Consider the following 25,165-nt stretch of genomic DNA (forward strand, 5'->3'; position numbering starts at 1 on the left):
GCGGTCAGGTCGCGTAGGACACCTTCACCTTCTCGAACCCCAGCGAGCGCAGCAGCCCGCTGAGCATGTCGGTGGTGTTGCGCTCGGCCCGGTCCGTGAGGCCGCTGTCCTTCGCCGCATCACCGATGTGCTTCGAGGCGAGCTTGCGCACCGCCCGCTCGTCGTTCGGGTTGTCGGAGAAGAGATCGCCCAGCCGGTCGAGCAGCCCGCGCTGCTTGGACACGGCGTAGGAGCGGTCGGTGTCCAGTGCCGGGCGGCCCAGCTGGGCGTGCGGCAGGCGCAGCGTCGCCGACGTGCGGTCCTTGTTCACGCGTACGTCACCGGAGCCGACCTTGCCGAGATCCACGTACGCGTCCACGGTCCCCGCCCCGATGTACAGCGTCCGGGTCCCGCGGAGCGCGTCCGGCAGATACTTGGTGTCCTTCTCCAGGTCGACCACGACCTGGAAGTTGCCGGACGCGGCGTCGTACCGGCTCAGATCCCGTACCGATTTGAGCAGCGCGGGTCCGGACCGGTCGTGGGTCTCGGTGCCGAACACGTCGTCGAGACGGTTCATCAGGCGCAACCCGGTGAACAGCAGCGCCAGCACCACGACGACCACGACCAGCGCTTTCGCCCAGCGCGGCAGAACTGCAACGGCCCTCGGCCTCATGTGGGAGACCTCCTTCCCATGGAGGCCTAGTTCCACCGTATGCGTTGATCACGCGTGCCGCGGCGCCCCGAACGTCCGGAACGGGGCGTCGCCCGGTATCGGTGGCCACCGCCTGCGCTTCCCGCACTTGTGTCCCTCGCGCGCTGTCGCAGGCGGCGGCCGCGGGGTCAGGCGTGCGGCAGCGGGCCAGGACCGCGCACGAGGCGGTCGCCCGACACTCGTGACCACCACACTCCCTCGCCGCGCGTCAGGCCAGGCAGCGCCAGCTCCATCTCCGGCACCCTGCGCGCCGTCAGCTCCCCGGTGATCAGCCAGGACGCGGTGCCGCCGGTCGTCTCGCCGAACTCGGCGCCCAGCGAGGCCAGTCGGGCGGTGACCGGGGCCAGCGCGTCGAGCGGCACCTCCACCTCGAAGGCGTGCGCCGGTTCGAAGACCCGGGACCCGGCCCGCTCCAGCGCCTGCCGCACCACGAGCGCCGTGACCGTCCGGAAGTCCCCCGCGACACTCACGGGGGAGTCGAACCCCGAGCGGATCAGGGTGACATGACAGTCCGTCACCGGCCAGCCGTGCGGATCACCCGAGGCGAGGGTGGCATGCACGGTGTCCTCGACGGCCTGGTGGAACGCCCGGGGCAGTGCGCCCAGTTCGGTCTCGTACGAGAAGACGCGGCCGCTGCCGTGCGGTGCCGGTTCGATGCGCAGGCCGACGGTCGCGGGCAGACCGGTGGTGCTGCGGTGGCCCATCTCCTCGACGGCCTCACCGGTGCCCACGGGGCGCTCGACGCACCGGATCGTGCTGGGCTCGAACGCCGCCTCGATGCCGAACTCCTCGGCCAGCGTGGCGCCGAGGACCTCCTTCTGCACCTCTCCGTACAGCAGCAGCGCGGTCGTTCCGGCGGGGGCCGGGCGGGCGTGGATCAGCGGGTCCTGGTCGGCGAGTTCGAGCAGGGCCGCGCGCAGGGCGGCGCCCTGACCCGGGTGCACGGCGCGGGCCACGGACTCCAGCGTCGGCGGCGCGAACCGGGCCCGGCCCTCGGTGAACCGGCCGATACGGTCGCCGACCCGGACGCCCGCGATGCCCCGCACCTCGGCGATCTGTCCGGGCCCCGCGACATCCCCGCCGGTCCCGACGGTCCGCAGGCCCGTGATCCGGCCGGCCGTCCGCTCGGCGCCGCCCTCGGCGTCCTGCCGGCGGAACGTCACCTTCTGGCGTTCCCTCACCTCGCCGTCGTACAGCCGCAGATACGCGATCCGCTCACCGACGCTTCCGCGGCGCACCGCGAAGACGGTGCCCGCGGGCGGCGCCGTCGCGTCGCTCTTTCCGGTGGCGGGCAGGAACTCCCGCACCGCGTCGAGGAGTTGCGGGACGCCCTGCCCGCCGATCGCCGACCCGAACAGCACGGGATGCAGCAGCCCCTCGCCCGTCCGTGCGGCCAGTGCCCTGCGCAGCGCGTCGGGGGTCGGCGGCGGACCGTCGACCAGCGCGGACAGGACCGCGTCGTCGACCTCCGCGAGCGTTTGGGCCGCCGCGTCGTCCAGGGCCCGCCCGGTGACGGCGGCCCGGGGAGTGCCCGCGTTCCGGACATCCACCAGGGGCACCACGTGCGGGGTGAGCCTGCGCCGGATGTCGTCGAGCAGCGGGCCGACCCGCGCGCCCGCCCGGTCGATCTTGTTGACGAAGACGAGCGTGGGCAGGCCGAGCCGCCGCAGCGTCTTGAGCAGCACGCGCGTCTGCGCCTGCACGCCCTCCACCGCGGAGATCAGCAGGACGGCTCCGTCGAGCACGTCGAGGGCGCGCTCGACCTCGGCGATGAAGTCGGAGTGGCCCGGTGTGTCGATCAGGTTGACCTGGGTGTCGCCGACGGTGAACGCGGCGACGGCGGACCGGATCGTGATGCCGCGCTGCCGCTCGATGGCACCGGTGTCGGTGCGGGTGTCCCCGGCGTCGACGCTGCCGAGCCGGTCGATGGCGCCCGTGTCGAACAGGAGCCGCTCGGTGAGGCTGGTCTTACCGGCGTCGACGTGGGCGAGAATGCCGATGTTCAGGGTGGTGCGAAGCCGCGGGGTCTGCATGGAAGGTCGAGTCCTCGAGAACAATCGTCCGGCGGGGGCGCTGAACTGCTTCGAGGAATCGGCGCATTCCGTTCTCCTGCTCTGGTGAAGACTGTGGCCCGGCTATGGTGCGCACCGGGTCAGGTCGACGCGCAACTCATTTTCCCGGCGGCGCGAACCGGCGCACGAACCGCTTCTGCCACGGCGTCTCCACCGCGTGCCGGTCGTAGTGCCGCCGTACGTACGCCACGGCCTCGCGCGCCGGGACCCCGTCGAGGACCGCGAGACACGCGAGCGCCGTCCCGGTCCTGCCGCGCCCGCCCGCGCACGCCATCTCGACCCGCTCGTCCGCGCCGCGCCGCCAGGCGTCGACGAGCACCTCGCGGGCGTGGTCCCGATCAGCGGGCAGCCGGAAGTCCGGCCAGCGCACCCAGGTGAACTCCCAGTCCACGGGCAGCGGTTGCTTCCCCAGGAGGTAGACGCCGTACGTGGGACGCGGACCCGGCGGCAGCGGCGCGCGCAGCCCCCGTCCCCGTACCAGTCGTCCCGACGGCAGCCTCAGCACGCCCGGAGCGTCTGCGTCCCAGCCGTCCCGGGTCATCGCGCCTCCCGTGCCGCCGAGAGCAGGAACGCCGCCATCCGGCGCGCCCGCCCGAACGCGTCGGGGAACACGTCCAGGCCGTCCGAGACGAGCGCGCCCTCGTGCAGCAGCATCAGGGAGCGCCCCAATTCCCTTGCCGCGTCCGGCGACACGTCTCGCGCGCGCTGCGTGAACAGCTCCAGCATCCACCGCTTCTGGCCGGTGATGACCGCGTACGCGGGGTGCGCCGGATCGCTGATCTCCGCGTGCGCGTTGACCATGCTGCAGCCCTTGCCGCTGTGCGCCGCCATCCACTCCCGCGACGCGTCGAACACCGCCAACACCCCTTCGGCGGGGGAGAGTTCGGCCGGATCATGGTGGTGGGCGAGGAAAGCGCGCCAACGGGCGTCCCGAGTGGCCAGATAGTCCACGACGATCTGCTCCTTGGAGCCGAACCGGTCGTAGAGCGTCTTCTTGGTGACCCCCGCCTCCGCGGCGATGAGATCCACCCCCACGGCATGGATCCCGCGCTCGTAGAACAGGCGCGACGCGGTCTCCAGGACCCGGCGGGCGGCCGGGGTCAGGTCGGGGCGGTCCGGGTCGACGGACGACGGAGCCGGTGCGGGGGGCTTTGTCTTCGGGGGCACACCACGAGAGTAGACCGATCTGTATAGTCGGGGCAACGACATCGAGTAAACAGATCGGTATACAGGGGTTCACCTCATGAACGTTCTGCTCTCCCTCGGCTTCGTCCTGACCTGGAGTTCCGGCTTCATCGGGGCGAAGCTCGGCGCCGCCGAGGCGAGCGCCGTGACCACCCTGATGTGGCGGTTCCTGCCGCTCGCGCTCGTCCTTCTCGCCGTCGTGGGCCGCAGGTGCGCGCGGGAGCTGACCGGGCGGAGCCTCGCGCGGCAGATCGCCGTGGGCGCGCTCTCGCAGAGCGGCTACCTGCTGACCGTGTACTACGCCGTCCAGCTCGGCGTCTCCAGCGGCACGACGGCACTGATCGACGGCACCCAGCCGCTGGTCGCGGGCGCGCTCGCCGGGCCCCTGCTGCGCCAGTACGTCACCGCCCGGCAGTGGCTCGGCCTCTGCCTCGGCCTCGCCGGAGTGGTGGTCGTGACCACGGCCGACGCGGCGGCCGTGACGGGGGTGTCCTGGTGGGCGTACGGGATCCCGTTCCTCGGCATGGTGTCGCTGGTCGCGGCCACGTTCGTGGAGAGCCGCTCGCCGACGCGCGTCGAGCCGATGGTCGCGCTGAGCGTGCACTGCGCGACGAGCGCCGTCGTCTTCACCGTGCTGGCCGTCGCGGCCGGGGACGCGGCGCCGCCCGCCGCGCCCTCGTTCTGGCTGGCCCTCGTCTGGCTGATCGGCCTGTCGACGTTCGGCGGGTACGGCCTGTACTGGCTGGTGCTGCGCCGCGACGGGCTGACCCGGGTCAACACGCTGATGTTCCTGATGGCGCCGGTCACCGCGGTCTGGGGAGCGCTGATGTTCGGCGAGCCCTTCGGCGTGCGGACCGCGCTGGGACTCGCGCTCGGGCTCGCCGCGGTGGCCGTCGTGCGGCGGGGCGGACGGCTGCGGGCGGCTACGGAGTGCCGGGCGTGACCAGGTGGCGGTTGGGCCGCATCGCGGCACCGGCCAGCTCCGGCACCTCCGCGACGACGACGCCGGCCTGCGCCAGGACCCCGATCCCGTCGGCGCCCGGCACGAAGGTGTCCGGCTCCCGCCAGGCCGTCACCACCCGCCGCACCCCCGCGTCCACGATCAGTCGCGCGCACGGCTTCGGCCGCGAGGCCCGGCGGGCGCACGGCTCCAGGCTGCTGTACACGGTGGCCGTGGCCAGCCGCGGATCGTCGGCGGCGAGTTTGCCGAGCGCCGCCTCCTCCGCGTGCACGACGGGGTCGCCGCCCTCCCGCGAGTACCCGCGCGCGATCTCCGTGCCGTCGGCCGCGACGAGCACCGCGCCCACGCTGAACGCGGTCTCGGAGGGTGGGCAGTCGGCGGCCAGCTCGCAGGCGATCCGCAGCCAGTGCCGGTCCGCGGCGGTGGCGGCGCCCGTGCTGCCGGGGACCGTCGGCGCGTACCGCGTGACGACCACGTCACCGACCCGCTCCGCGTCCAGGACCCGCATCCGGCCGCGCGGCCCGCCCGGGTACGCGCCCGGCCCGAACAGCCGCGGCGCGTCCGGCTCGCCGACCACCAACGGGGCGACGGCCAGCCGCAGTTCGTCCGCGAGGCCCAGCTGCAGCAGCTGCGTGTGCACCCGCGCCCCGCCCTCCACCATCAGCCGCCGCACGCCGCGCGCGCCGAGGTCGTCCAGGAGCGCCGCCCAGTCCACGGCATCGCCGAGCGCCACCACCTCGGCGGCCGCGCCCAGCCGGGGACGGGCCAACTCGGCGCCCTTGTCCGTGGTGTAGACGACGCGCTCGCCGCCCGTGGTCCAGAACGGGTCACCGGGATCGAGATCACCGGACGCGGTCACCGTCACCTTCAGCGGATACGCGGGCCGCCCCTCGTCGACCCGCTTGGCGCGCCGCTCCTCCGACTTGACCAGGAGCCGGGGCCGGTCGGCGCGCAGGGTTCCCGCGCCGACGAGGATCGCGTCGCTCGCCGCGCGCACCGCGTCGACCCGGTCGAAGTCCTCGGCACCGGACAGCAGCAGCCGCTCGGGCCCCGTGTCGTCGAGGCATCCGTCGAGCGAGACGGCGGCGGAGAGGAGCACGTGGGGGCGGGGCATGGCGACTCCGTGACCTGGGATGGCGTACCCGCCGACCCTATCGGGGCGATGGCGGTGTCCCGTCGCCGAACGGCCGGCCGCCCAGCTTCTCGCGCCCGTGCGGGGCCGTCCACCCGGAGGGGTCGGGGCCGAGCGGCACGATGCGCGTCGGATTGATGCCGGAGTGCACCTGGTAGTAGTGCCGCGTGATGTGGTCGAAGTCGACGGTGTCGCCGAAGCCCGGGGTCTGGAACAGATCGCGCGCGTACGCCCACAGCACCGGGTCCTCGGTGAGCTTGTTCCGGTTGCACTTGAAGTGGCCGTGATAGACGGCGTCGAAGCGCACCAGCGTCGTGAACAGGCGTACGTCGGCCTCCGTGATCGTGTCGCCGACCAGGTACCGCTGCTCGGCCAGGCGCCGCGAGACCTGGTCCAGCCGCCCGAACACCGCGGCGTACGCGTCGTCGTACTCGCTCTGCTTCGTCGCGAACCCGGCGCGGTACACGCCGTTGTTCACGTCCTGATAGATGCCCTCCATCACGTCGTCGATCTCGTCGCGCAGCGGCTCCGGGTACAGGTCCGGCGCCCCGTCCCGGTGCAGCGCCGTCCACTGCGTCCCCAGGTCGAGAGTGAGCTGCTGGTAGTCGTTGGTGACCAGCTTCCCGGACGGTACGTCGACGATCGCGGGCACGCTCACCCCGCCCGGGTAGCCCGTCTCGCGGGCGTCGTAGGCCTCGCTGAGATAACGGATGCCGAGCACCGGGTCGCGGCCGCCCGGATCGAGGGTGAAGCGCCAGCTGCGGTCGTCCTGGATCGGATCGGTCACCGCGAGGGACAGCGCGCCCTCCAGACCGAGCAGCCGCCGCACGACCAGCGCACGGCTCGCCCACGGGCAGGCCAGGCTGACGACGAGCCGGTAGCGGCCCGCCTCCACCGGCCAGCCGTCACGCCCGTCGGCGGTGATCCGGTCGGCGAAGTGACTGCGGGACCGCTTGAAGCCCTTCTTGCCGAGCGAGGCGTTGCCGTTCACGGGGTCTCCCTCCGGAGCCGGATGCGGACACCGTGGAGCCTGCCCGGGAAACACGGGACGTACCGCCGTTGCGGCGGCAGGCGCGTGTCAGTGGGTGGTGAGAGGCTCGAAGAGGTTCCCACGACGGCAGCCGGCAAGCGAAGGCAGGTGTACGTACGCATGACGTCCCTCACCGGCGACTTTCTGACCCTGGACGACGGCCGCCCCGCCGTCCGCCTCACCCGCGACTACGCCCGCCCGGCCGAGCGCGTCTGGCAGTACGCGAGCGACCCGGCCGAACTGGCGCACTGGTTCCCCTCGACCTTCGAGGTCGAGGAGCTGCGCCCCGGCGCCACGATCCGCTTCTTCGACGACCCGAACATGCCGGAGTCCACCGGCACCGTCCTCGCCGCCGAGGCACCGCACCACCTGTCCTACACATGGGGCGGCGACGAAATGCGCCTCGACGTGGCGCCGGTGGGAGGCGGCGACACCCGGCTCACGCTGACGAACGTGCTGGAGAGCGCCGACGCCGCGGCCCGCAACGCGGCGGGCTGGGAGGTGTGCCTGCGGGCCCTCGACGCCGCGGATCTGGGCACGGCAACGCCGTCGGAGCCCGGCTGGAAGGAGCTGTACGACGCCTACATCGTGGCCGGGTTCCCGTCCGGCGCCCCCGTGCCCGGCGCCGACGACTTCACCTGAGGCGGCCACGCCCCGGGGACGAGGACTCCCGACGCGTAGGCGCGGGCGACCAGTTCGGTGCGGTTCGCCGAGCCCCACCGCCGCGACAGCCGCCGCAGGTGATAGGTGACGCCGTCGGCCGTCAGGCCCATCTCGCGCGCCGCCCGCGCGGTGGTCGCGCCGGCGGCGAGCAGCGCGAGGATCCGCTCCTCGTTCGGGTGCAGCGGCTCCGCCGCGGCGTCCGGGGCGGGTACGGGCTCCGCCGTCGTGCGCAGGATGACCAGCAGGTCCGGCAGCCCGGTCGGGGTGTCGCTCACCGGGTCGACGATCAACTCGCCCTGCCGCCGCTCGCCTTGTGTGTTCCGCCAGGTCACGGACACCGTGTAGCGCGAGCGGCGGCGCAGTTTCAGGGCCTGGGCGATCCGCTCTACCTGCGCGCCGTCCTGCGGCGGAAACAGGTGCAGGATGTCGCGGCCCTTGAGCCGCCCCGCCGTGGTGCCCCACTCGGCGGCGAGCGCCGCGTTCGCCAGGCGGACGACGCCGTGCGGATCGCACACCGCGACCGGCATCGGGATGCGGTCGAAGAGCACCATCGCGCGGTTGCGCCACACCACCGCGTCCATCCGGGACCTCCTCGCCGTTCTCAGGTCACGGGCGGAGCCGGGGCACAAGCCCGAATCGCCCTCGGCCGCTACACAATCATGTAGTGCGCCGGCTCCGACCGGCGGGGGAGCGGCAGCAAGCTGGAAAGCCCCGATCCACCATTTCGCGAAAGGCAGTTGTCGCACCATGCCGCACAACGCGCTGCTCCCGCCGCCCCCCACCGACGGCCTTCCGCTCATCGACATCTCCGCCACCGGCCCCGGCCCGGCCCCGCTGCAACAGGTCATGGGCCTGATGCGGGAGCACGGCCCCGCGCTGGTGCGCCGACTTCACGGGCGCGACGCCCTTTTCGTCTCCGACCTCGACCTGGTCACCGAACTCGCCGACGAGTCCCGCTTCGCCAAGCACATCGGCCCCGCCCTGCAGAACGTGCGGGAGTTCGCCGCCGACGGCCTGTTCACCGCCTACAACGACGAACCGAACTGGGCGCGTGCCCACGACATCCTGATGCCCGCCTTCGCGCTCGGCTCGATGCGCACCTACCACCCGGTCATGTACCGCGTGGCCCGGCGTGTCATCGACGGCTGGGACCGCGCGGCCCGCGACGGCAGCCCCGTCGACGTGCCGGGCGACATGACCCGGATGACGCTCGACACCATCGGACTCGCCGGATTCGGCTACGACTTCGGGTCCTTCGACAGTACGCAGCCGCATCCCTTCGTCGAGTCCATGGTGCGCTGCCTGGAGTGGAGCATGAAGCGGCTCGCGCGCGTCCCCGGAGGTGACTACGCGGCCGTCGACGCGGCGTTCCGCACCGACGCCGACCATCTGGCGCAGGTCGTCGACGACGTCATCACCGCGCGGATACGGGGAGGGGCGGCGGGCTTCGACGACCTGCTCGGCCTCATGCTCACCGCCGAACACCCGGGCGACGGCGGCACGTTGGACACGGCGAACATCCGCAATCAGGTCATCACCTTCCTGATCGCGGGACACGAGACGACGTCCGGCGCCATGTCGTTCGCCCTGTACTACCTCGCCAAGAACCCGGCCGTCCTCGATCTGGTCCGCCGCGAGGTCGACGCGCTGTGGGGCGACACCGTCGACCCGGAGCCCGACTTCGACGAGATCGGCCGCCTCACCTACACCCGGCAGGTCCTCAACGAGGCGCTGCGGCTGTGGCCCACCGCTGCCGCCTTCAGCCGCCAGGCCCGGGAGGACACGCTGCTCGGCGGGCGCATCCCGCTGCGCGCCGGACAGGGCGTGAGCGTCCTCGCGCCGATGCTGCACCGGCAGCCCGTGTGGGGCGACAACCCCGAGCGCTTCGACCCGAACCGGTTCACGCCCGAGGCGGAGGCGGCCCGCTCCGTACACGCCTTCAAACCGTTCGGCACCGGTGAACGCGCCTGCATCGGAAGGCAGTTCGCCCTCCACGAGGCCACCATGCTCCTCGCGATGCTGGTGCACCGCTACCGGCTGCGCGACCACGCCGACTACCGGCTCACGGTGAAGGAGACCCTCACCCTGAAACCGGACGGCTTCACCCTCACCCTCGCCCCGCGCACCGCGGCCGACCGCCGCCACGCCACCCTGCCCGGACCGTCCGCCTCCCGGACCGAACAGGACGCCGACACCACCGGGCTGCCGGTCCGGGTGCGCCCCGGCACCCGCGCCCTGTTGCTCCACGGCAGCAACTACGGCACCTGCGCGGGCCTCGCCGAACAGCTCGCCGACGAGGCCGCCGCGCTCGGCTGCGAGACCGAGGTCGCCCCGCTCGACCGGTACGCGGGCGCCCTGCCCACCGACCGGCCCGTGGTCCTCGTCGCCGCGTCCTACAACGGCCAACCCACCGACGACGCCCGGCAGTTCGCCGCCGCCCTCGATCAGCCGGCCGACGGCGTGGTGTACGCCGTGCTCGGCGTCGGCGACCGCAACTGGGCCGCCACCTACCAGCACGTCCCCACCCGCATCGACGACCTCCTCGCCGCCGCGGGCGCCGACCGGCTGTGCGAGCGTGCCGCCGCCGACGCCTCCGGCGACCTCAACGGAACCGTCCGCACCTTCACCGCGCGACTGCGCGCCGCGATCCTGGAACGGTACGGCGACCCCGACGCCACCGACACGGCACCCGCGTCCTCGTCGACGTACGAGATCCGCGAGATCGCGGGCGGGCCGCTCGACGCCGTCGCCGCCCGGCACGGGCTCAGCGAACTGACCGTCACCGAGTCCTACGACCTCACGGCCGCGGAGCACCCCCGCACCAAGCGGTTCCTGCGGCTCGCGCTCCCCGACGGCCTGACCTATCGCACCGGCGACCACCTCGCCGTCCTCCCGGCCCACGAACCCGCCCTGGTGGAGCGGGCGGTGCAGGCGCTCGGCCTCGACCCGGACGCCCTCCTCGACGTCCGCGACGGCCGGCCGCGCCGTGACGGACTCGCCGTCGACCGTCCGCTCACCGCCCGCGAACTTCTCACCCACCACGTCGAGTTGCGGCACCGGCCGAGCCCCGACGCCGTGGCCGTCCTCGCCGCCGCCAACCCGTGCCCGCCCGAGGCCGCCGCCCTCAAGGCCCTGCCGGCCGACGACCCGCGTACCTTCGTCGAGCTCGTGGAGGACCACCCCGCGCTGCGGGGGGCCGTCACCTGGACCCAACTCCGCGCCCTGCTGCCGCCGTTGAGGCCGCGCCACTACTCGATCTCGTCCAGCCCCACCGCGGGCAAGCCCGGTCACATCGACCTGATGGTGTCCGTCCTCGACGTTCCCGCCGCGTCCGGGCGCGGCCGCCACCGGGGCACCGGCTCCACCCACCTCGCCGGACTGCGCCCCGGTGACACGGTCCTCGGCCGCGTACAGCCGTGCCGGGACGCCTTCCGCGTCCGGCCCGAAGCGACCGAACCCGTCATCATGATCGCGGCCGGTACGGGCCTCGCCCCGTTCCGCGGCGCCGTCGCCGAGCGGCACCCCGGCCTCCCGCCCGCCCTCGTCTACTTCGGCTGCGACCACCCGGACCGCGACCTCCTGCACGCCGACGAACTGCGCGCGGCCGACGCCGCCGGAGCGATCTCGCTGCGGCCCGTCTTCAGCGACGCGCCCGTCGAAGGACACGCGTTCGTGCAGCACCGCATCGCCGCCGAGGCCGACGAGGTGTGGACGCTGCTCGGTGCGGGCGCCCGGGTGTACGTGTGCGGAGACGGCGCCCGGATGGCGCCGGGGGTGCGCGCCGCGTTCCGCGACCTGTACCGGGTCCATACGCCCGACGCCGACGAGGCCGCGGCCGAGCAGTGGCTCGCCGGCCTGGTCGCCGAGGGCCGCTACGTCGAGGACGTGTACGGAGGCTGAGCCCCGGCGGGCCGTTCGGCTACCTGGCGGGCAGCTTGAGCTTCTGCCCGGCCTGGATCAGGTTCGGGTTCGCGATCCCGTTGAGCTTCGCGATCTCGCCGTAGCGGCCCGCGCTGCCCAGCTTCGACTGCGCGATCCCGGACAGCGTGTCGCCCGCACGGACCGTGTACGACGCCGGGGCGGCGGTCTTGCGGGCGCTCGCCGTGCGCGTCGTGGCGGCCTTGCGGGGCGCCGCCTTCTTCGCCGTCGCCTTCTTCGCGCCGGTCTTGCCGACGCCGTGCCCGGCGAGATACGCCAGCGGGTCGGTGTGCCCGTTGTACTCGTTGCGGGTGCGGGCCTCGAAGTGCAGGTGCGGCCCGGTGACGTTGCCGGTCGCCCCGGAGAGGCCGAGGCGCTGGCCGCCGGTCACGGACTGGCCGGTGCGCACGTCGAGCGAGGTGAGATGGGCGTACAGCGTGAAACGGCCGTCGTCCATCTTCACGATCACCGCGTTGCCGTACGCGCCCTGGTTCCCGGCCACCACCACGGCGCCGGGGCCCACGCTCTTGACGGGGGTGCCGGTCGGGACCGCGAAGTCGACGCCCGTGTGGAAACCCGCCGCCCAGGATCCGGGCTGGCGGTACTTGGCGCTGACGCGTCCCTTGTCGACGGGCATGCCCCAGGTTCCGTTGCTCATGATTCCGTTGTACCGGCGCGCCGCGCGTCACGCATGTGGCTGACACCCGCGACAGGTCCGGGGGAATCCGCCGGGCCCCTGGGATAGCGGGTTCGACGATTCGGCCGCAGAATCTTGTGTATGTCCTTTATGTCCGCGGGTGTGACGTGGCTCGGACTCGGCCTGACGCTCAACATGGCGGGTCTGGTGACTTACGGTCTTGCGGCGTTGCCGTGTTCGGCGACGGTCCGCGCGGAGGATGCGGAGCTCGTCTGTCGTCCTGCTCGAAGGACGGCGCTGGGGCTGGGGGCGCTGGGGGCGACGGCGGTCGTCGTCGGCACGGTGTTCCTCGTCCTGCACGTGGTGGACTTCGGCTGACGAGAACGGCGGGGCCGCGCCGGAGCGCGACCCCACCGGGGTGGTTCAGTTCGCACCGCTCCCGTAGGGGCGGGTGATGACCTCCATGCCGTGATTCACCGGATCCATGAAGTACACGCCCCGACCACCGTCGTGGTGGTTGATCTCGCCCGGCTGCTTGCCGTGCGGGTCGGCGTAGTACGTGATTCCGGCGTCCTTGATGCGCTGGAACACGCCGTCGAACTCCTCCTCGGTGACGAGGAAGGCGTAGTGCTGCGTCACGATCGACTCGGCGGGAATGGATGCGAAGTCCAGGGTGACGCCGTTGCTGAGTTCGAGGGCGACGAAGGGGCCCCATTCCGCCCCGGCCTCGAGTCCGAGGATGTGCGCCAGGAACTCGGCGGACTCCCGGTTGTCCCGGGCGTGGACGATGGTGTGATTGAGCTGAACAGCCACGATGGATTGCCTCCAGAAGGCAACTCCGGCACCTCCATGTCTCACCCGGACGGTGACCGACACGCGATGCGGCCGGGAGTATAGGCACATTCCCGGGAGCCGGACCAGCCCTTCGTCGGCCGGGGGTCAGTCCAGCGCCAGCTCCGGCTCGTACATCTCCAGCCAGAGCGCCAGGTCGAGCGTGCGCTCCAGTCCGCGCCGCGACGCCTGGGTGATCTGCGGGGCCTCGCGGTGCGCGGCCCGGTGCACCCGGTCCCGGTCGACGAGGTCGAAGACCCGGTGCGAGGGGCGGGACAGCAGGTCCTTGGCGTGGTCCTGGAGCGCCACCGCGTACTTCGGGTCCTGCGTCGACGGGTAGGGGCTCTTCACCCGGTCGTACACCGACTTCGGCAGCACGTCGGCCGTCGCCTCCCGCAGCAGGCTCTTCTCGCGGCCGTCGAAGGACTTCAGGGCCCACGGCGTGTTGTACACGTACTCGACGAGCCGGTGGTCGCAGAACGGCACCCGCACCTCCAGGCCCACCGCCATACTCGCCCGGTCCTTGCGGTCGAGCAGGACGCGCACGAACCGTGTCAGGTGCAGATGGCAGATCCGCCGCATCCGGTACTCGAAGTCGCTCTCCCCGTCGAGCCGCCGGATGCCGCGCACGGCACTCGCGTAGCTGTCGGCGACATAGCCCTCCAGGTCGAGCCGCTTGCCGAGGTCGGGGCGGAGCACGTCGGCGTCGTCCCCGAAGTGCCGGCCCATCCGTACCAGCCACGGGAACGTGTCGGCCGCGCGGGCCTCCTCGTCGAAGAACTGCAGGTAGCCGCCGAACACCTCGTCCGCCGACTCGCCGGACAGTGCGACCGTCGAGTGTTCGCGGATCGCCTTGAACAGCAGGTACAGCGAGGCGTCCATGTCGCCGAAGCCCGCCGGGATGTCGCGGGCCCGGATCACCCGGGCGCGCACCTCGGGGTCGGCCAGCGCGTTCGAGTCGAGGACGATGTCGCGGTGGTCGGTCCCGGAGGAGCGGGCCACGTCGTGCACGAACGGGGTGTCCGGCGTGCCGCGCAGCTCGTCGGCGACGAAGTTCTCGGCCTGGCCGAGGAAGTCGACCGCGAAGCTGCGCACCGTCTCTCCTCGCCCGGCCAGCTGCCGGGCCGCGATCGCCGTCATCGCCGAGGAGTCCAGACCGCCGGAGAGCAGGGTGCAGCGCGGTACGTCCGAGACCAGCTGGCGGCGCACGATGTCGTCGAGCAGCTCACGCACCGTGGCGATGGTGGTGTCCCGGTCGTCGGTGTGCGCCTTCGTCTCCAGGGTCCAGTACGCGCGGCTGCGCAGCCCGGACCGGTCGACGGTCACGATCGTGCCGGGCTCGACCTCGTGCATGCCGTCCCACACCGCGTGGCCCGGAGTCTTCACGAATGTGAAGAGCTCGCGCAGTCCGTCCAGGGTGACCCGGCCCCGGGCGAGCGGATTGGCGAGGATCGCCTTGGGCTCGGAGCCGAACAGGACGCCGTCCGCGGTCTCGTAGAAGTAGAAGGGCTTGATGCCCATCCGGTCGCGGATCATGACGAGCTTGTCGACGCGTCCGTCCCAGAGGGCGAACGCGTACATGCCGTTGAGCCGCTCGGGCAGCTCCTCGCCCCACTCCAGGTAGCCGCGCAGCACCACCTCGGTGTCCGAGTCGGTCCTGAACTCGTGCCCCTTGGCGGCCAGTTCGGCTCGGAGCTCGGTGTAGTTGTAGGTCTCGCCGGAGTACACCATCGCGACCGTGCCACGCGGCGTCTCCACGGTCATCGGCTGTCGGCCGCCCGGCAGGTCGATGATGGCGAGCCGACGGTGGCCCAGTGCCGCCGGCCCGTCGATCCAGGTGCCGCGGTCGTCCGGGCCGCGGCACTCCATGGTCTGTGTCATCGCATCCAATGCGTCGCACGAGGCCCGCAGGTCACGGTCGAAGGAGACCCAGCCGGTGATGCCACACATAACGCTTACCTCCTGCTTGCCGTTCCGCCGTGCCACCGGTAAGGCCGCTGTGACCTGCGAGAAGGCAGGTGCGGGTGCCATCGGCGCCGAACCGGTTGCACACGGCATCTATGTGTCGAGCGTGTGTCATGGCGGCAGGTCGGGTCAATGCGGCCGTAACACGCCCGAGTTGGCGAGCGGTGTGGTTTCGGCCGTATGGGCAGGGGTGAATCGGAGTGATCCCCTTCGCAAATCCCCCAGGCGGTGGGCCCTTTGCGGGAAGTTGCCTCGGGCGACCAGAATGATTCAGCCATCGGCAAAGATTTGATCAACCCTCGGATCCCGGCTCAGATCCAGCCGCGCCGCTGCGCGATCACGCCCGCCTGGAACCGGTTGGCCGCGCCGAGGAGCTGGTGCAGCCGGCTGGTGCGGCGGCGCATCGTGCGCACCGACCACCCCAGCTGCCGGGCGATCGCCTCGTCCTTCAACCCGCTCACCAGAAGCGACAGCATCAGCCGGTCCTCGGCGTCGAGCGGGCCCTCTGCGGGTGCGTCGAGCGGCTCGGCGAGGCGCCAGCACAGCTCCCAGTGGTCGATGAGGACGTCCAGCAGCGCCGACGGACGGATCACCGCGGCCCGCACCTCGGACGACAGATCCAGCGAGAGCGGCATCAGCGCCACCCGGTCGTCGGCGATCGCCACCTTCACCCGCAGCCCCGGCAGCACTCGGGCCTGCTCGCCGAGCCCGACCAGACGGCGGATGTCGTCGAGGACGCCCGGCCACTCCAGCGCCTCGGGCGCGTACACCGCCCGATAGGTCAGGCCCTCGGCGAGCCCGGTCTCCTCGACGGGGTTCGCGGTCGTCAGCGCGTAGGGCGGCCGGTCGAGGGCGCGGACTTCGTCGCGGGCCTCCTGCTGCAGGCGCACGAACCAGCGGCCCAGCGCCTCGCTGCCGTGCACGATCTCCACCTCCTCACCGCTGCCGTGCCGGCCCGCGGTGAAGAGCCGGGACAGTTCCGCCGCGGTGGACCGGACCCGGTCGAGCTCGGCCGCGCGGGTACGGATCAGCGCGTCCACGGCGTGCTCGGGGTCGATCGCCGCGTACCTCCGGCGCGCTCCGGACAGCCGTCCCACCAGACCCAGGTCGTGCAGTCGGTGGAGCGCGCGGCCCACCCGGTCCGCGGAGCACGCGAGTTCGTCGGCGAGCTGCCCGGGGGAGGCCGCGTCGCGGGCGAGCAGGGCACGGTAGACGCCCTCGTCGAAGGCGTCGACCCCGACGGCGGAGAGCTGTTCGGTCATGCCGGGATCCTGGCCCATGTGTGCCACCGGCAGCAATGGGCCGCCGGGATTCGTTGTGCGGGGCTCGTCCGCCCGACTACCAAGTCCCCTCATGGGCAATCACATACGACTCACCCGTCTCACCCGGCACGGCGTGCGAAGACCTCTGCACGCCGTGCTGACCGCCGCCGTGCTCGGCGGCCTGCTGTCGGCGACCCCCGTCGCACAGGCCGCCGCGACCGCCGCGCGCACCCGCGTGATCGTCGAACTCGACGGCGCCACCGCCCTCCAGGCACCGCCGGGTGCCGCCCGCGACGCACGGACCGCCGACGTCCGCGCGGCGCGCGAACGGATCGACGACCGCCAGGACGTCGTCGTCGAGGAGGCACGCGACGCCGGCGCGGCCCCGAAGTCCGTACGCCGCATGGGACTTGTGCTCAACGCGGTCGCGATGACCGTCGACCAGGACGCGCTGTCCCGGCTGCGCGCCCTGCCCGGGGTCCGCGCCGTCGTCCCCGACACGCGGATGAAGGTGCAGGCCGTCGAGGCGGCACCGGAGCAGGAGCTCATCCGGCTGCCCGCGGTGTGGGAGCGCTCCGCGCCCGGCGGCACGAAAGCCACCGGCAAGGGCGTCACCGTCGCCGTCGTCGACTCCGGAGTGGACTACACGCACCCCGACCTCGGCGGCGGTCTCGGCGAAGGCCACAAGGTCGTCGGCGGCCACGACTTCGTCAACGGCGACGACGACCCGACGGACGACAACGGCCACGGCACCCACGTCGCCGGGATCGTCGCGGCCAAGGCCGCCCGCCCCGGCGGCGTGACCGGCGCTGCCCCGGACGCCGACCTCCTCGCGTACAAGGTGATGGACGCCGACGGCTACGGCGAGACCTCCACGATCGTCGCGGGCATCGAGGCCGCCATCGACCCGGCCAACCCGCACCGCGCCGACGTCATCAACCTCAGCGTCGGCGGCCCCGGCGACGGCACCGACCCGCTCGGCCGCGCCGCGAGCGCCGCCGTCGACGCGGGCGTCGTGGTCGTCGCCGCCGCGGGCAACGACGGGCCGAGCCCGTACAGCGTCGGTTCTCCCGCTGCGGCCCGCGGCGTCCTCGCGGTCGGCGCCGGCACGAGCGGTATCGCCGTCCCCGAACTCCGCCTCGCCGGACAGCGCGAGACGCTGGAGACGTACCGGGGCCTCGTCTCCGCGAACCCGCCCGGGAAGCCGGTGACCGGCGCGCTCGTCGACATCGGCACGGGCAGCGCCGAGGACTGGGAGCGGGCCGGTGACGTACGCGGCAAGATCCTCCTGTACGCCCTGCCGGCCGCCGGCACCGAGAGCGACTCCGTCTACCCGGAGGACCTCGCCGTGTACGACGAGGCCGAGAAGCGTGGCGCGCTCGCGCTGATCGGGGGCGTCGGAGGCGGCGGCGGACCCGTCGTCGCGGCCGAGCCCGGCGACGGCGCCCCCGTCCCCGCGGACAGCGGACGGCGCCTGACCGGCTCGGGCGGCGACCTGCGCATGGACCGTCTCGTCGTCACCGGCGTCGACCGCATCCAGGGCCAGGAACTCGCCGAACTCGCCACCCAGGACAAGGAGCTGACCCTGTCCGGCCGCGACTCCAGCGACGAGATCGCCTCGTTCTCCTCGCGCGGCCCGGACCAGAACCTGAACCTGAAGCCCGATCTCGTCGCCCCCGGCGTGGAGATCCGCTCGACCGTGCCGACGTCCATGGTGGCCTCCGGCGCCTGGCGCATGTCCGGCACCTCGATGGCCTCACCGCTCGTCGCGGGCTCCGCCGCGCTGCTGCGCCAGCTCCGCCCCGACCGCACGCCGGCGCAGATCGGCGCCGACCTGACCGGAACGGCCCACCGCCTCGCGGGAGTCGACACCATCGCCCAGGGCGCGGGCCGCGTCGACGTCGCCGCCGCGGCCGACGCCACGCTCACCGCGGCTCCGGCCACCGTCTCGCTCGGCCTCGCCGACATGGGCGGCTCCCGCGTCACCGGCTCGCGTACCGTCACCCTCCACAACACCTCGAAGCGCACCGTGAGCGGCACCGTCTCCGTCGACGGCGACGCGGCGCGCGTCAGCCCGCGCCGGGTCACCGTCCGCGCGGGCGGTACCGCGACCGTGCGGCTCACCGTGGACGCCCGACGCCCCGACACGACCGTGCACTTCTCCGGCGCGGTCAGCGTCACGGACCGTGGGCGCACCCTGCTGACGGTGCCGTACCTGCTGGAAGCGATCCCGCTGTACGTCGACGCGACCCCCGACCCGTCGGCCGGCGAGAGCACCGCGTACGTCTACACGCCCACCGCGCTCACCGCGCCGCCCGTCCTCACCGTGGACCCGCCGAAGGGGCGGACGTACACGAAGGCGACGCGGGCGACCGGCGACCCGCACTACTTCAGCGTCGATCTGGCAGGCCCCGACCCCGGCACCTACCGTCTGACGGCGCGGGCGAAGGCGGCCGGCGGCCAACGCCAGTACGGCACCGGCGGGTTCGAGGTCACCGCGGCGGACGCGCAGGGCACGAAGTGGCAGCCCGTCGGGCCCAACAGCGCCGACGGACGGGTCACCCTCGCATCCGGCGCGCCCGAGCAGGCCGTCATGACGCAGTACGGCAAGCCGGGCGCGTGGCTCACCACCGACGCGGGCCGGACCTGGACGGAGCGCGGCCGCACCCCGTTCATGGGCGCCGCGACCACCGAGCCCTCGGTCGTGATCGACGCCCACGACCCCGACCGCTGGTGGTCGGCGATGCAGGCGTTCTCCTGGTCCGTGGGCAACGGAGGCATCCTGCGGACCACCGACCGCGGGCGCACCTGGGACCGTCTGAACGCCCCCGACCTTTCCTACAGGAACCTGGTCAGTGACGCGGACACCCGCGTGCTCGTAGCCCAGACCGACGAAGGTGCCCTCCTCGTCAGCCGCGACCACGGGGACAGCTGGCTCGCGGAGGAGCTCGGGCTGCCCGACGGCGTCCTGAAGATCGCCATGGGCGGTGACGACCTGTACGCCTGGATCGGCCGTGAGGTGTGGGCCGTGCGCGGCCTGGCCGGCGGCGGACCGGTGAAGGCCGAGCGGATCTACGCGGCGGCAGGCGACGGCAGCCAGGCGCTCGCGGGGTTCGCCGCCGACGGACCGCTGGTCGCCGTGCAGATCCTCGGCAAGGGCGGTGGCCTGTTCATCAGCGACGACGGCGGCCGCAGCTGGGGCGCGGGTCAGGGCTCCGGACGCGGCATCGTCTCCGTCAGCCGCGGCGAAGTCCTCTTCGACGGCTCCGACGGGACGACCCGCGTCACCGAGGACGCCGGCGCCACCTGGCGGGACATCGGTAAGCCGAACCCGGCCACGGTCGTGTACGACTACGACCGCTGGGCCGACGGCAGCTACACCGTCAGCGCCGCCTCGGCGGGCATCTACCGCGGCGGGCCGGGGAGTTCGGGGCAGCGGCGCATCGGCGTGCAGGGCGAGAGCGTGCCCGCGCTCGCCGTGGCCGACGGCTCCCTGCTCGCGGGAACCGGCGTCGGCATGTACCGCACCGCGCTGCCCGCCGCGTCGCCCGAGTGGGGCGCCGGTGAGCACGAAGGCACCACCGGGACCCAGGTGACGACGATCCAGGCGTACGCCCGCGACAGCAAGATCGTGTGGCGGACCTTCGAGAGCCTGTCCGGGCTGGCCGTGCAGCGGAGCGATGACGGCGGCCGCACCTGGCAGGACAAGGGACAGCTCGACGGGACCGCCCTGGCGCTGGCCGTCGATCCCCGCGACCCCGAGCGCGTCGCCGTCTCCTACGCCCGCATCGACGGACCCGGCGTCTACACGACGACCGACGACGGCGCCCACTGGAAGAGCCTGCGCAAGAACGACGAGTACCGCGCGCTGGCCTTCGACCCGCGCCGCGAGGGGCGGCTCTGGCTCGGCGGGTACGGCGGCCTGTCCTCCTCGGACGACCTGGGCAAGACCCTGACGAAGGCGGCCGACGGCGCCGTGTGCGCACTGGGCGTCGAGGGCTCCCGGCTGATCGTCGGCGGCGCGAGCCTGCGCTGGTCCTCCGACGGCGGCCGCACCTTCCACACCGCCGACCACGGCGGTCTGCGCATCCAGGTCTCCGGCATCGTCGAGGCGGGCGGCGACTGGTACGCGGGAACCACGGGACGCTGGGTGCCTGGCGAAGTCCCTCACGGGGCAAGGGGAGTTCTGAGGTCCACGGACGGCGGCCGCACCTGGCACAACGTCTCGGGGACGCTGCAGAACACCGACGTCCTGTCCCTGGCCGCCTCTCCTGACGGGCGCGGCCTGTACGTCGGCACGCAGCTGGGCGGTGTGCACCGGCTGGCACTGAAGTGAGCCGGGGAAGGGGCCCCATGCGAGGGGAGGGGCCCCTTCCTCATTTCTCCGGTCAGGCCGTGACCTTCAGAGCTCCGTCGAAGGTCGCGGCCGCCAGACCGAAGGAGAGCGTCATCCCGACTCCGGAGGTCACCGAGATCGCCCGGACACCCGCGGCGACGTCGCGGACGAGCAGCGGGCCGCGGGGGCTGCTCGCGTAGACGCCCTGCCAGCGCTCGGTGACCCGCACCTCGGACACCCCGAGGACCCGCGCCGCCTCGCGCAGCAACAGCGTCGACGTCGCCTCGTCCTGGAACGGGATCTCCGTCGCGTCGTACGCGTGCGAGTCACCGACGAGGACCGTGCCGTCGGGCAGCCGCGTGAACATCACATTGGCCACCACGTCGAGCAACTCCGGGCTGTGTCCGACCACTTCGGACCGCAGCCGGGCGGCGGACGGTGTCGCCGTGAACGCGTCGTAGCGCAGCATCGACGTCGCCGTGAGGATCGCCGCGTCCGTGCGGAACGCGGCCGGTGCCTCGATCCGCGCCATCGACAGACGGCACCGCTCGATGCCGTGCGCCTCCGCCTCGGCCGGGTGCAGACGGTCCAGGTCGTGGCCGACGCAGAGCAGGACCTGCTCGCCGTGGACCGGGCCGCGCGCGGTGTGCACGGTGCCCTCCTCCACACCGGTCACGTTCGTGCCCCACAGCACCGTCGCCCCCGGCTGCTCGGCGAGCCAGGCCGCGAGCCGGGGCGCCGCCTCGCGCGGGTCGACGCGCAGGTCGGCGGGGAGCAGGGCGCCGCCCACCAGGTCGTCCCGCTCGTCGGCAGGCCGGCCGAGCGCATCCCCCACCTCGTCACGGGTGCGCAGCCGCACCGCGTCCGTGCCGCGCTCGTCCCGCAGCTCCTCCAGGACCGCGAGTTCCGTCGCCGACCGGGCCACCACCAGGGCGCCCGCCTCGGGGGCCCACAGTCCGGCCCGCGCGGCGGCGTCCAGCCATCCGGTGCGCGACCGCTCGGCCAGGGTGAGGAGATCGCCCTGCTGTGCCGTGATGCAGCAGTGGCCGAAGTTGCGCACGGACGCGCCCACCGGACGCCGGTCCCGCTCGACGACCGTGACGCTCAGGCCGCGCCGCACCGCCTCGACGGCGTGCGCGAGTCCGACGATGCCGGCGCCGACCACGACGAGGTCGCTGCGGCCGCCTGGCAGAGCGACGGAGGGCGAAGGTGCTGTTGCGATGCTCATGCCGTCAAGCCTGCGGAGCACCCGCCTCGTCCGACAAGAGCTGTCTATACAAGTTTCCCGGATGTTTACCGGCCCGGTGCCGAGCAGGCCCTTGTCCCCAGTGCTTCGTGGCTGCGAGACTCAAGTTGTGAAGACAAGTACGGAGAGCGGGCCGCTGCACCAGCGGCTCGGCGCCGAGTTCCGGCGCCGCATCGAAGCGGGGGAGTGGCCCGAGGGGCAGCCCGTGCCGAGCGAGGCGCAGCTGTGCGAGGAGTTCGGCACGTCACGCGGTCCGGTGCGCCAGGCGCTGGCCCAGCTGCGCACGGAAGGCCATCTCGTCGGCGGGCGCGGCAGGCCGCCCGTGGCCCGCAGGGTCACCCCGTCGCAGCCGTTCGCCTCACTGATGTCGTTCACGCAGTGGGCGCGCTCCATCGGGCGCACCCCGGGGCAGTTCACCGTCGAGGTCGCCCGGCGCCGCGCGAGCCCGGAAGCGGCCGCGCGCCTCGGGCTCGACGAGGGTGCCTCGGTTGTCGACCTGGTCCGGCTGCGGCACCTGGACGGCGTACCGGCGATGGTCGAGCGCTCCACGTTCGTCCTCGACGCGGGCGCCCATCTGTTCGCGGTCGACCCCGACGCGGGCTCCGTCTACGAGGCCCTCATCGCGCGCGGCGTCGACCTGCACCACGCGCGCCACACCATCGACGCCATCGCCGCGGACCCCGAGGACGCCGAACTGCTCGACGTCGCCATCGGCCAACCCCTGCTGCGGGTGAGGCGGTTGGCGTACACGAGCGACGGCACGCCCGTCGAGTACGCGGACGACCGCTATCTGCCGTCCATGGCCACCTTCACCATCGAGAACACTCTCGGCGGCCGCACCGTCGCGGGCCGCGACCGCACCGACGACCCAGCGCCCCACCCCACACCCAAGGACACCCAGTGATCGAACTCGCCGTCTTCGACATGGCAGGAACGACGATCGACGAGCACGGCGCCGTCTACGAGGCGCTGCGCCACGCCGTCGAGTCGACCGGCGTCGCCGTCGCCACCGCCGATCTGCAGACCTGGATGGGCACCGACAAGCGCGAGGCCATCGCCGCACTCGTGCGTATCGGTGGCGGGCACCCCGACGCGGAACTCGTCGAGCGGCAGTACGAGGTCTTCCGTACGTATCTGAAGCAGCGGTACGCGGAGGTTCCGCCGCAGCCGATCGCCCACGCCGACAAGGCACTTGAAGAGCTGCGCGCCCGCGGCATCAAGGTCGCGCTCACCACCGGCTTCAGCGACGACGTGGCGCTGCCGCTGCTCGATTCGCTCGGCTGGTCCACGGGCGAGGGCGGGAACCTCGACGCCGTCGTCACCTCCGACGAGGTGCGCCGGGGCCGCCCCGCTCCGTACATGATCCACCGCGCGATGGAGAAGTGCGGCGTCGTGGATGTGCGGGGGGTGCTCGTCGCGGGCGACACGGTCGTCGATCTGGAGGCCGGGACGAACGCGGGCGCGGGTGTCGTCGTGGGCGTGCTCACGGGCCAGCTGACCCGTGAGCAGCTCGAACTCCACCCGCACACCTACGTGTTGAACGGTGTGGCGGACGTCCCCGGCATCCCCGAGACCACCGGACCGGAGACCGCAGGGCCGGTGCCCGCTAGCTGAGCGCCGCGTCCACGATCGCCTGCGCCTCGCTCTGCACCTGCGCGAGGTGTTCGGCGCCGAGGAACGACTCCGCGTAGATCTTGTACACGTCCTCCGTGCCGCTGGGCCGCGCCGCGAACCACGCGTTCTCGGTGGTGACCTTCACGCCACCGATCGCCGCGCCGTTGCCCGGTGCCTCGGAGAGCCGGGCGGTGATCGGCTCGCCCGCCAGGGTGTCCGCGGTGATGGCGTCACCGGTGAGCTTCGACAGGCGGGCCTTCTGCTCCTTGGTCGCCTTGGCGTCGATGCGTGCGTACGCGGCGCCCGACGCGCCGTGCTCGGCGGCGAGTTCGGCGTAGTAGACCGACGGCGTCTTCCCGGTCACCGCGAGGATCTCGGCGGCGAGCAGCGCGAGCAGGATGCCGTCCTTGTCGGTCGTCCACACGCCGCCGTCCTTGCGGACGAAGCTCGCTCCGGCGCTCTCCTCGCCGCCGAACGCGACCGAGCCGTCGACAAGCCCGGGCACGAACCACTTGAAGCCGACCGGGACCTCGACGAGTTCGCGGCCGAGCGAGGCGGCGATCCGGTCGATGACGGCGCTGGAGACGAGCGTCTTGCCGATCGCCGCGGACGCCGACCACTGCGGCCGGTGGCTGAACAGGTAGTGGATGGCGACGGCGAGATAGTGGTTCGGGTTCATCAGACCCGCGTCGGGCGTGACGATGCCGTGCCGGTCCGCGTCCGCGTCGTTCCCGGTCAGCAGGTCGTAGTCGTGGCGGCGCGCGAGGACCGAGGCCATCGCGGGTGCCGAGGACGGATCCATCCGGATCTTGCCGTCCCAGTCGAGCGTCATGAAGCGCCAGGTCGGGTCGGTCTTCGGGTTCACGACGGTCAGGTCGAGGCCGTACAGCTCGGCGATCCGCGACCAGTAGTGGACGCTGGCGCCGCCCAGCGGATCGGCGCCGATGTGCACGCCGGCCGACCGGATGGCGTCCACGTCGACGATGTCCTTGAGGTCCTCGACGTAGCGCTCACGGAAGTCGTACGGCTCCCAGGCGGTGTCGTCACCGGAGAGCGGAGCCCAACTCGCGTCCTCCAGAAGCTCGTTGGCCCGCGCGGCGATCCACGTCGTCGTCGTCGAGTCGGCGGGGCCGCCGTGCGGCGGGTTGTACTTGAAGCCGCCGTCGCGCGGCGGGTTGTGGCTCGGCGTGATCACGATGCCGTCGGCCCGGTCCGCGGGCTCGCCGCGGTTCCAGCGCAGGATCGCGTGGCTGAGCGCCGGCGTCGGCACGAAGTCGCCGTGCGCGTCGGCCATGACCCGCACGCCGTGTGCCGCGAGCACCCCGAGCGCCGTCTTCAGCGCGGGCCCGGACAGGGCGTGCGTGTCGGGGCCGAGGAACAGCGGGCCCGTGATGCCCTCGGCCGTGCGGTGCTCCACGATGGCCTGCGTGATCGCGGCGATGTGCTTCGCGTTGAAGGCGCCGTCGAGGCTGGAGCCGCGGTGGCCACTCGTGCCGAAGACGACACGCTGCTCGGGGCGTGTGACGTCGGGCTCCCTCGAGTAGTACGCGTCGATCAGTTCGTCTATGTCGACGAGGTCGTCCGGCCGGGCGGGGGTTCCTGAGCGGTCAGTCATGGGAGCA

20 protein-coding genes are annotated in these 25,165 nt (G+C 72.8%); 7 read left to right on the forward strand and 13 right to left on the reverse strand.

The genetic code is table 11. The features are described from left to right. Positions 1-4 precede the first annotated feature (4 nt). The 4 genes from B072_RS0105460 to B072_RS0105475 all read right to left on the reverse strand — a co-directional run bounded on the left by B072_RS0105460 (position 5) and on the right by B072_RS0105475 (position 3,930). Positions 5-652, reverse strand: coding sequence for a DUF4230 domain-containing protein (locus tag B072_RS0105460; protein ID WP_043243328.1), 648 nt, complete (start codon positions 650-652; stop codon positions 5-7). 167 nt (positions 653-819) lie between these two features. Then, entirely contained in the window at positions 820-2,724 is a 1,905-nt protein-coding gene (otr(A), locus tag B072_RS0105465) for a tetracycline resistance ribosomal protection protein Otr(A) (protein ID WP_018528928.1), read from the reverse strand. Between the two features lie 136 nt (positions 2,725-2,860). Further along, positions 2,861-3,304 (reverse strand): protein-tyrosine phosphatase family protein, encoded by a 444-nt coding sequence (locus tag B072_RS0105470; protein WP_018528929.1) that lies wholly within the window; start codon positions 3,302-3,304, stop codon positions 2,861-2,863. Further along, entirely contained in the window at positions 3,301-3,930 is a 630-nt protein-coding gene (locus B072_RS0105475) for a helix-turn-helix domain-containing protein (protein WP_018528930.1), read from the reverse strand. The genes B072_RS0105470 and B072_RS0105475 overlap by 4 nt, the downstream gene beginning before the upstream one ends. Before the next feature lie 76 nt (positions 3,931-4,006). Here B072_RS0105475 and B072_RS0105480 point away from each other — a divergent pair, with 76 nt between their 5' ends. Continuing rightward, the gene (locus B072_RS0105480; protein ID WP_018528931.1) at positions 4,007-4,891 is read left to right on the forward strand and encodes a DMT family transporter; all 885 of its coding nucleotides are present in this window, start codon (positions 4,007-4,009) and stop codon (positions 4,889-4,891) included. Here B072_RS0105480 and B072_RS0105485 read toward each other — a convergent pair. Together B072_RS0105485 and B072_RS0105490 are read right to left on the reverse strand one after the other, a co-directional pair. Further along, entirely contained in the window at positions 4,872-6,023 is a 1,152-nt protein-coding gene (locus B072_RS0105485) for a dihydrofolate reductase family protein (RefSeq protein ID WP_018528932.1), read from the reverse strand. The two genes, B072_RS0105480 and B072_RS0105485, sit on opposite strands and share 20 nt — an antisense overlap. A gap of 37 nt (positions 6,024-6,060) precedes the next feature. Then, positions 6,061-7,032 carry a glutathione S-transferase family protein gene (locus B072_RS0105490; protein ID WP_018528933.1) on the reverse strand — a complete coding sequence of 324 codons (972 nt, stop codon included), beginning with the start codon at positions 7,030-7,032 and terminating at the stop codon, positions 6,061-6,063. Positions 7,033-7,191: 159 nt separating this feature from the next. Between B072_RS0105490 and B072_RS0105495 the strand changes: the two genes are divergently transcribed. Beyond that, the gene (locus tag B072_RS0105495; protein WP_018528934.1) at positions 7,192-7,713 is read left to right on the forward strand and encodes an SRPBCC domain-containing protein; all 522 of its coding nucleotides are present in this window, start codon (positions 7,192-7,194) and stop codon (positions 7,711-7,713) included. Here the strand turns inward: B072_RS0105495 and B072_RS0105500 are convergent. After that, positions 7,653-8,315, reverse strand: a complete 663-nt coding sequence (locus B072_RS0105500; RefSeq protein WP_018528935.1) for a PAS domain-containing protein — start codon at positions 8,313-8,315, stop codon at positions 7,653-7,655. The two genes, B072_RS0105495 and B072_RS0105500, sit on opposite strands and share 61 nt — an antisense overlap. A 166-nt stretch (positions 8,316-8,481) precedes the next feature. On the opposite strand from B072_RS0105500, the gene B072_RS0105505 reads away from it, so the two are divergent. After that, entirely contained in the window at positions 8,482-11,634 is a 3,153-nt protein-coding gene (locus B072_RS0105505) for a cytochrome P450 (protein ID WP_018528936.1), read from the forward strand. A 19-nt stretch (positions 11,635-11,653) separates the two neighbouring features. Here B072_RS0105505 and B072_RS45400 read toward each other — a convergent pair whose 3' ends face one another. Continuing rightward, positions 11,654-12,310 carry a peptidoglycan DD-metalloendopeptidase family protein gene (locus B072_RS45400; RefSeq protein ID WP_018528937.1) on the reverse strand — a complete coding sequence of 219 codons (657 nt, stop codon included), beginning with the start codon at positions 12,308-12,310 and terminating at the stop codon, positions 11,654-11,656. A gap of 120 nt (positions 12,311-12,430) precedes the next feature. Here B072_RS45400 and B072_RS45405 point away from each other — a divergent pair, with 120 nt between their 5' ends. Beyond that, positions 12,431-12,667 (forward strand): hypothetical protein, encoded by a 237-nt coding sequence (locus B072_RS45405; protein ID WP_018528938.1) that lies wholly within the window; start codon positions 12,431-12,433, stop codon positions 12,665-12,667. A 45-nt stretch (positions 12,668-12,712) separates the two neighbouring features. Here the strand turns inward: B072_RS45405 and B072_RS0105520 are convergent, their stop codons facing one another. From B072_RS0105520 to B072_RS0105530, 3 genes are all read right to left on the reverse strand, one after another. Continuing rightward, on the reverse strand, positions 12,713-13,102 hold the full coding sequence (locus B072_RS0105520; RefSeq protein WP_018528939.1) for a VOC family protein: 390 nt from the start codon (positions 13,100-13,102) through the stop codon (positions 12,713-12,715). A gap of 126 nt (positions 13,103-13,228) precedes the next feature. Then, positions 13,229-15,070 (reverse strand): asparagine synthase (glutamine-hydrolyzing), encoded by a 1,842-nt coding sequence (asnB, locus tag B072_RS0105525; protein WP_018528940.1) that lies wholly within the window; start codon positions 15,068-15,070, stop codon positions 13,229-13,231. A 326-nt stretch (positions 15,071-15,396) separates the two neighbouring features. Continuing rightward, entirely contained in the window at positions 15,397-16,347 is a 951-nt protein-coding gene (locus tag B072_RS0105530) for a helix-turn-helix domain-containing protein (protein WP_043243422.1), read from the reverse strand. A gap of 91 nt (positions 16,348-16,438) precedes the next feature. Between B072_RS0105530 and B072_RS49570 the strand changes: the two genes are divergently transcribed. Beyond that, entirely contained in the window at positions 16,439-20,683 is a 4,245-nt protein-coding gene (locus B072_RS49570) for a S8 family serine peptidase (protein WP_158689155.1), read from the forward strand. A 52-nt stretch (positions 20,684-20,735) separates the two neighbouring features. On the opposite strand, the gene B072_RS0105540 is transcribed toward B072_RS49570, so the two are convergent. Continuing rightward, positions 20,736-21,911, reverse strand: a complete 1,176-nt coding sequence (locus B072_RS0105540) for a TIGR03364 family FAD-dependent oxidoreductase (protein WP_051127094.1) — start codon at positions 21,909-21,911, stop codon at positions 20,736-20,738. Positions 21,912-22,038: 127 nt separating this feature from the next. Between B072_RS0105540 and B072_RS0105545 the strand changes: the two genes are divergently transcribed. Then, positions 22,039-22,833, forward strand: a complete 795-nt coding sequence (locus B072_RS0105545) for a GntR family transcriptional regulator (RefSeq protein ID WP_018528944.1) — start codon at positions 22,039-22,041, stop codon at positions 22,831-22,833. Next, complete coding sequence (locus B072_RS42500; RefSeq protein ID WP_018528945.1) at positions 22,830-23,543, forward strand: phosphonatase-like hydrolase; 714 nt, start codon at positions 22,830-22,832, stop codon at positions 23,541-23,543. Before B072_RS0105545 ends, B072_RS42500 begins: the two co-directional genes overlap by 4 nt. Here B072_RS42500 and pgm read toward each other — a convergent pair. Continuing rightward, complete coding sequence (gene pgm / locus B072_RS0105555) at positions 23,536-25,158, reverse strand: phosphoglucomutase (alpha-D-glucose-1,6-bisphosphate-dependent) (protein WP_018528946.1); 1,623 nt, start codon at positions 25,156-25,158, stop codon at positions 23,536-23,538. The two genes, B072_RS42500 and pgm, sit on opposite strands and share 8 nt — an antisense overlap. Between the last annotated feature and the right edge of the window lie 7 nt (positions 25,159-25,165).

Origin of the sequence: Streptomyces sp. HmicA12, from assembly GCF_000373565.1 — a bacterium.
GTDB lineage: Bacteria > Actinomycetota > Actinomycetes > Streptomycetales > Streptomycetaceae > Streptomyces.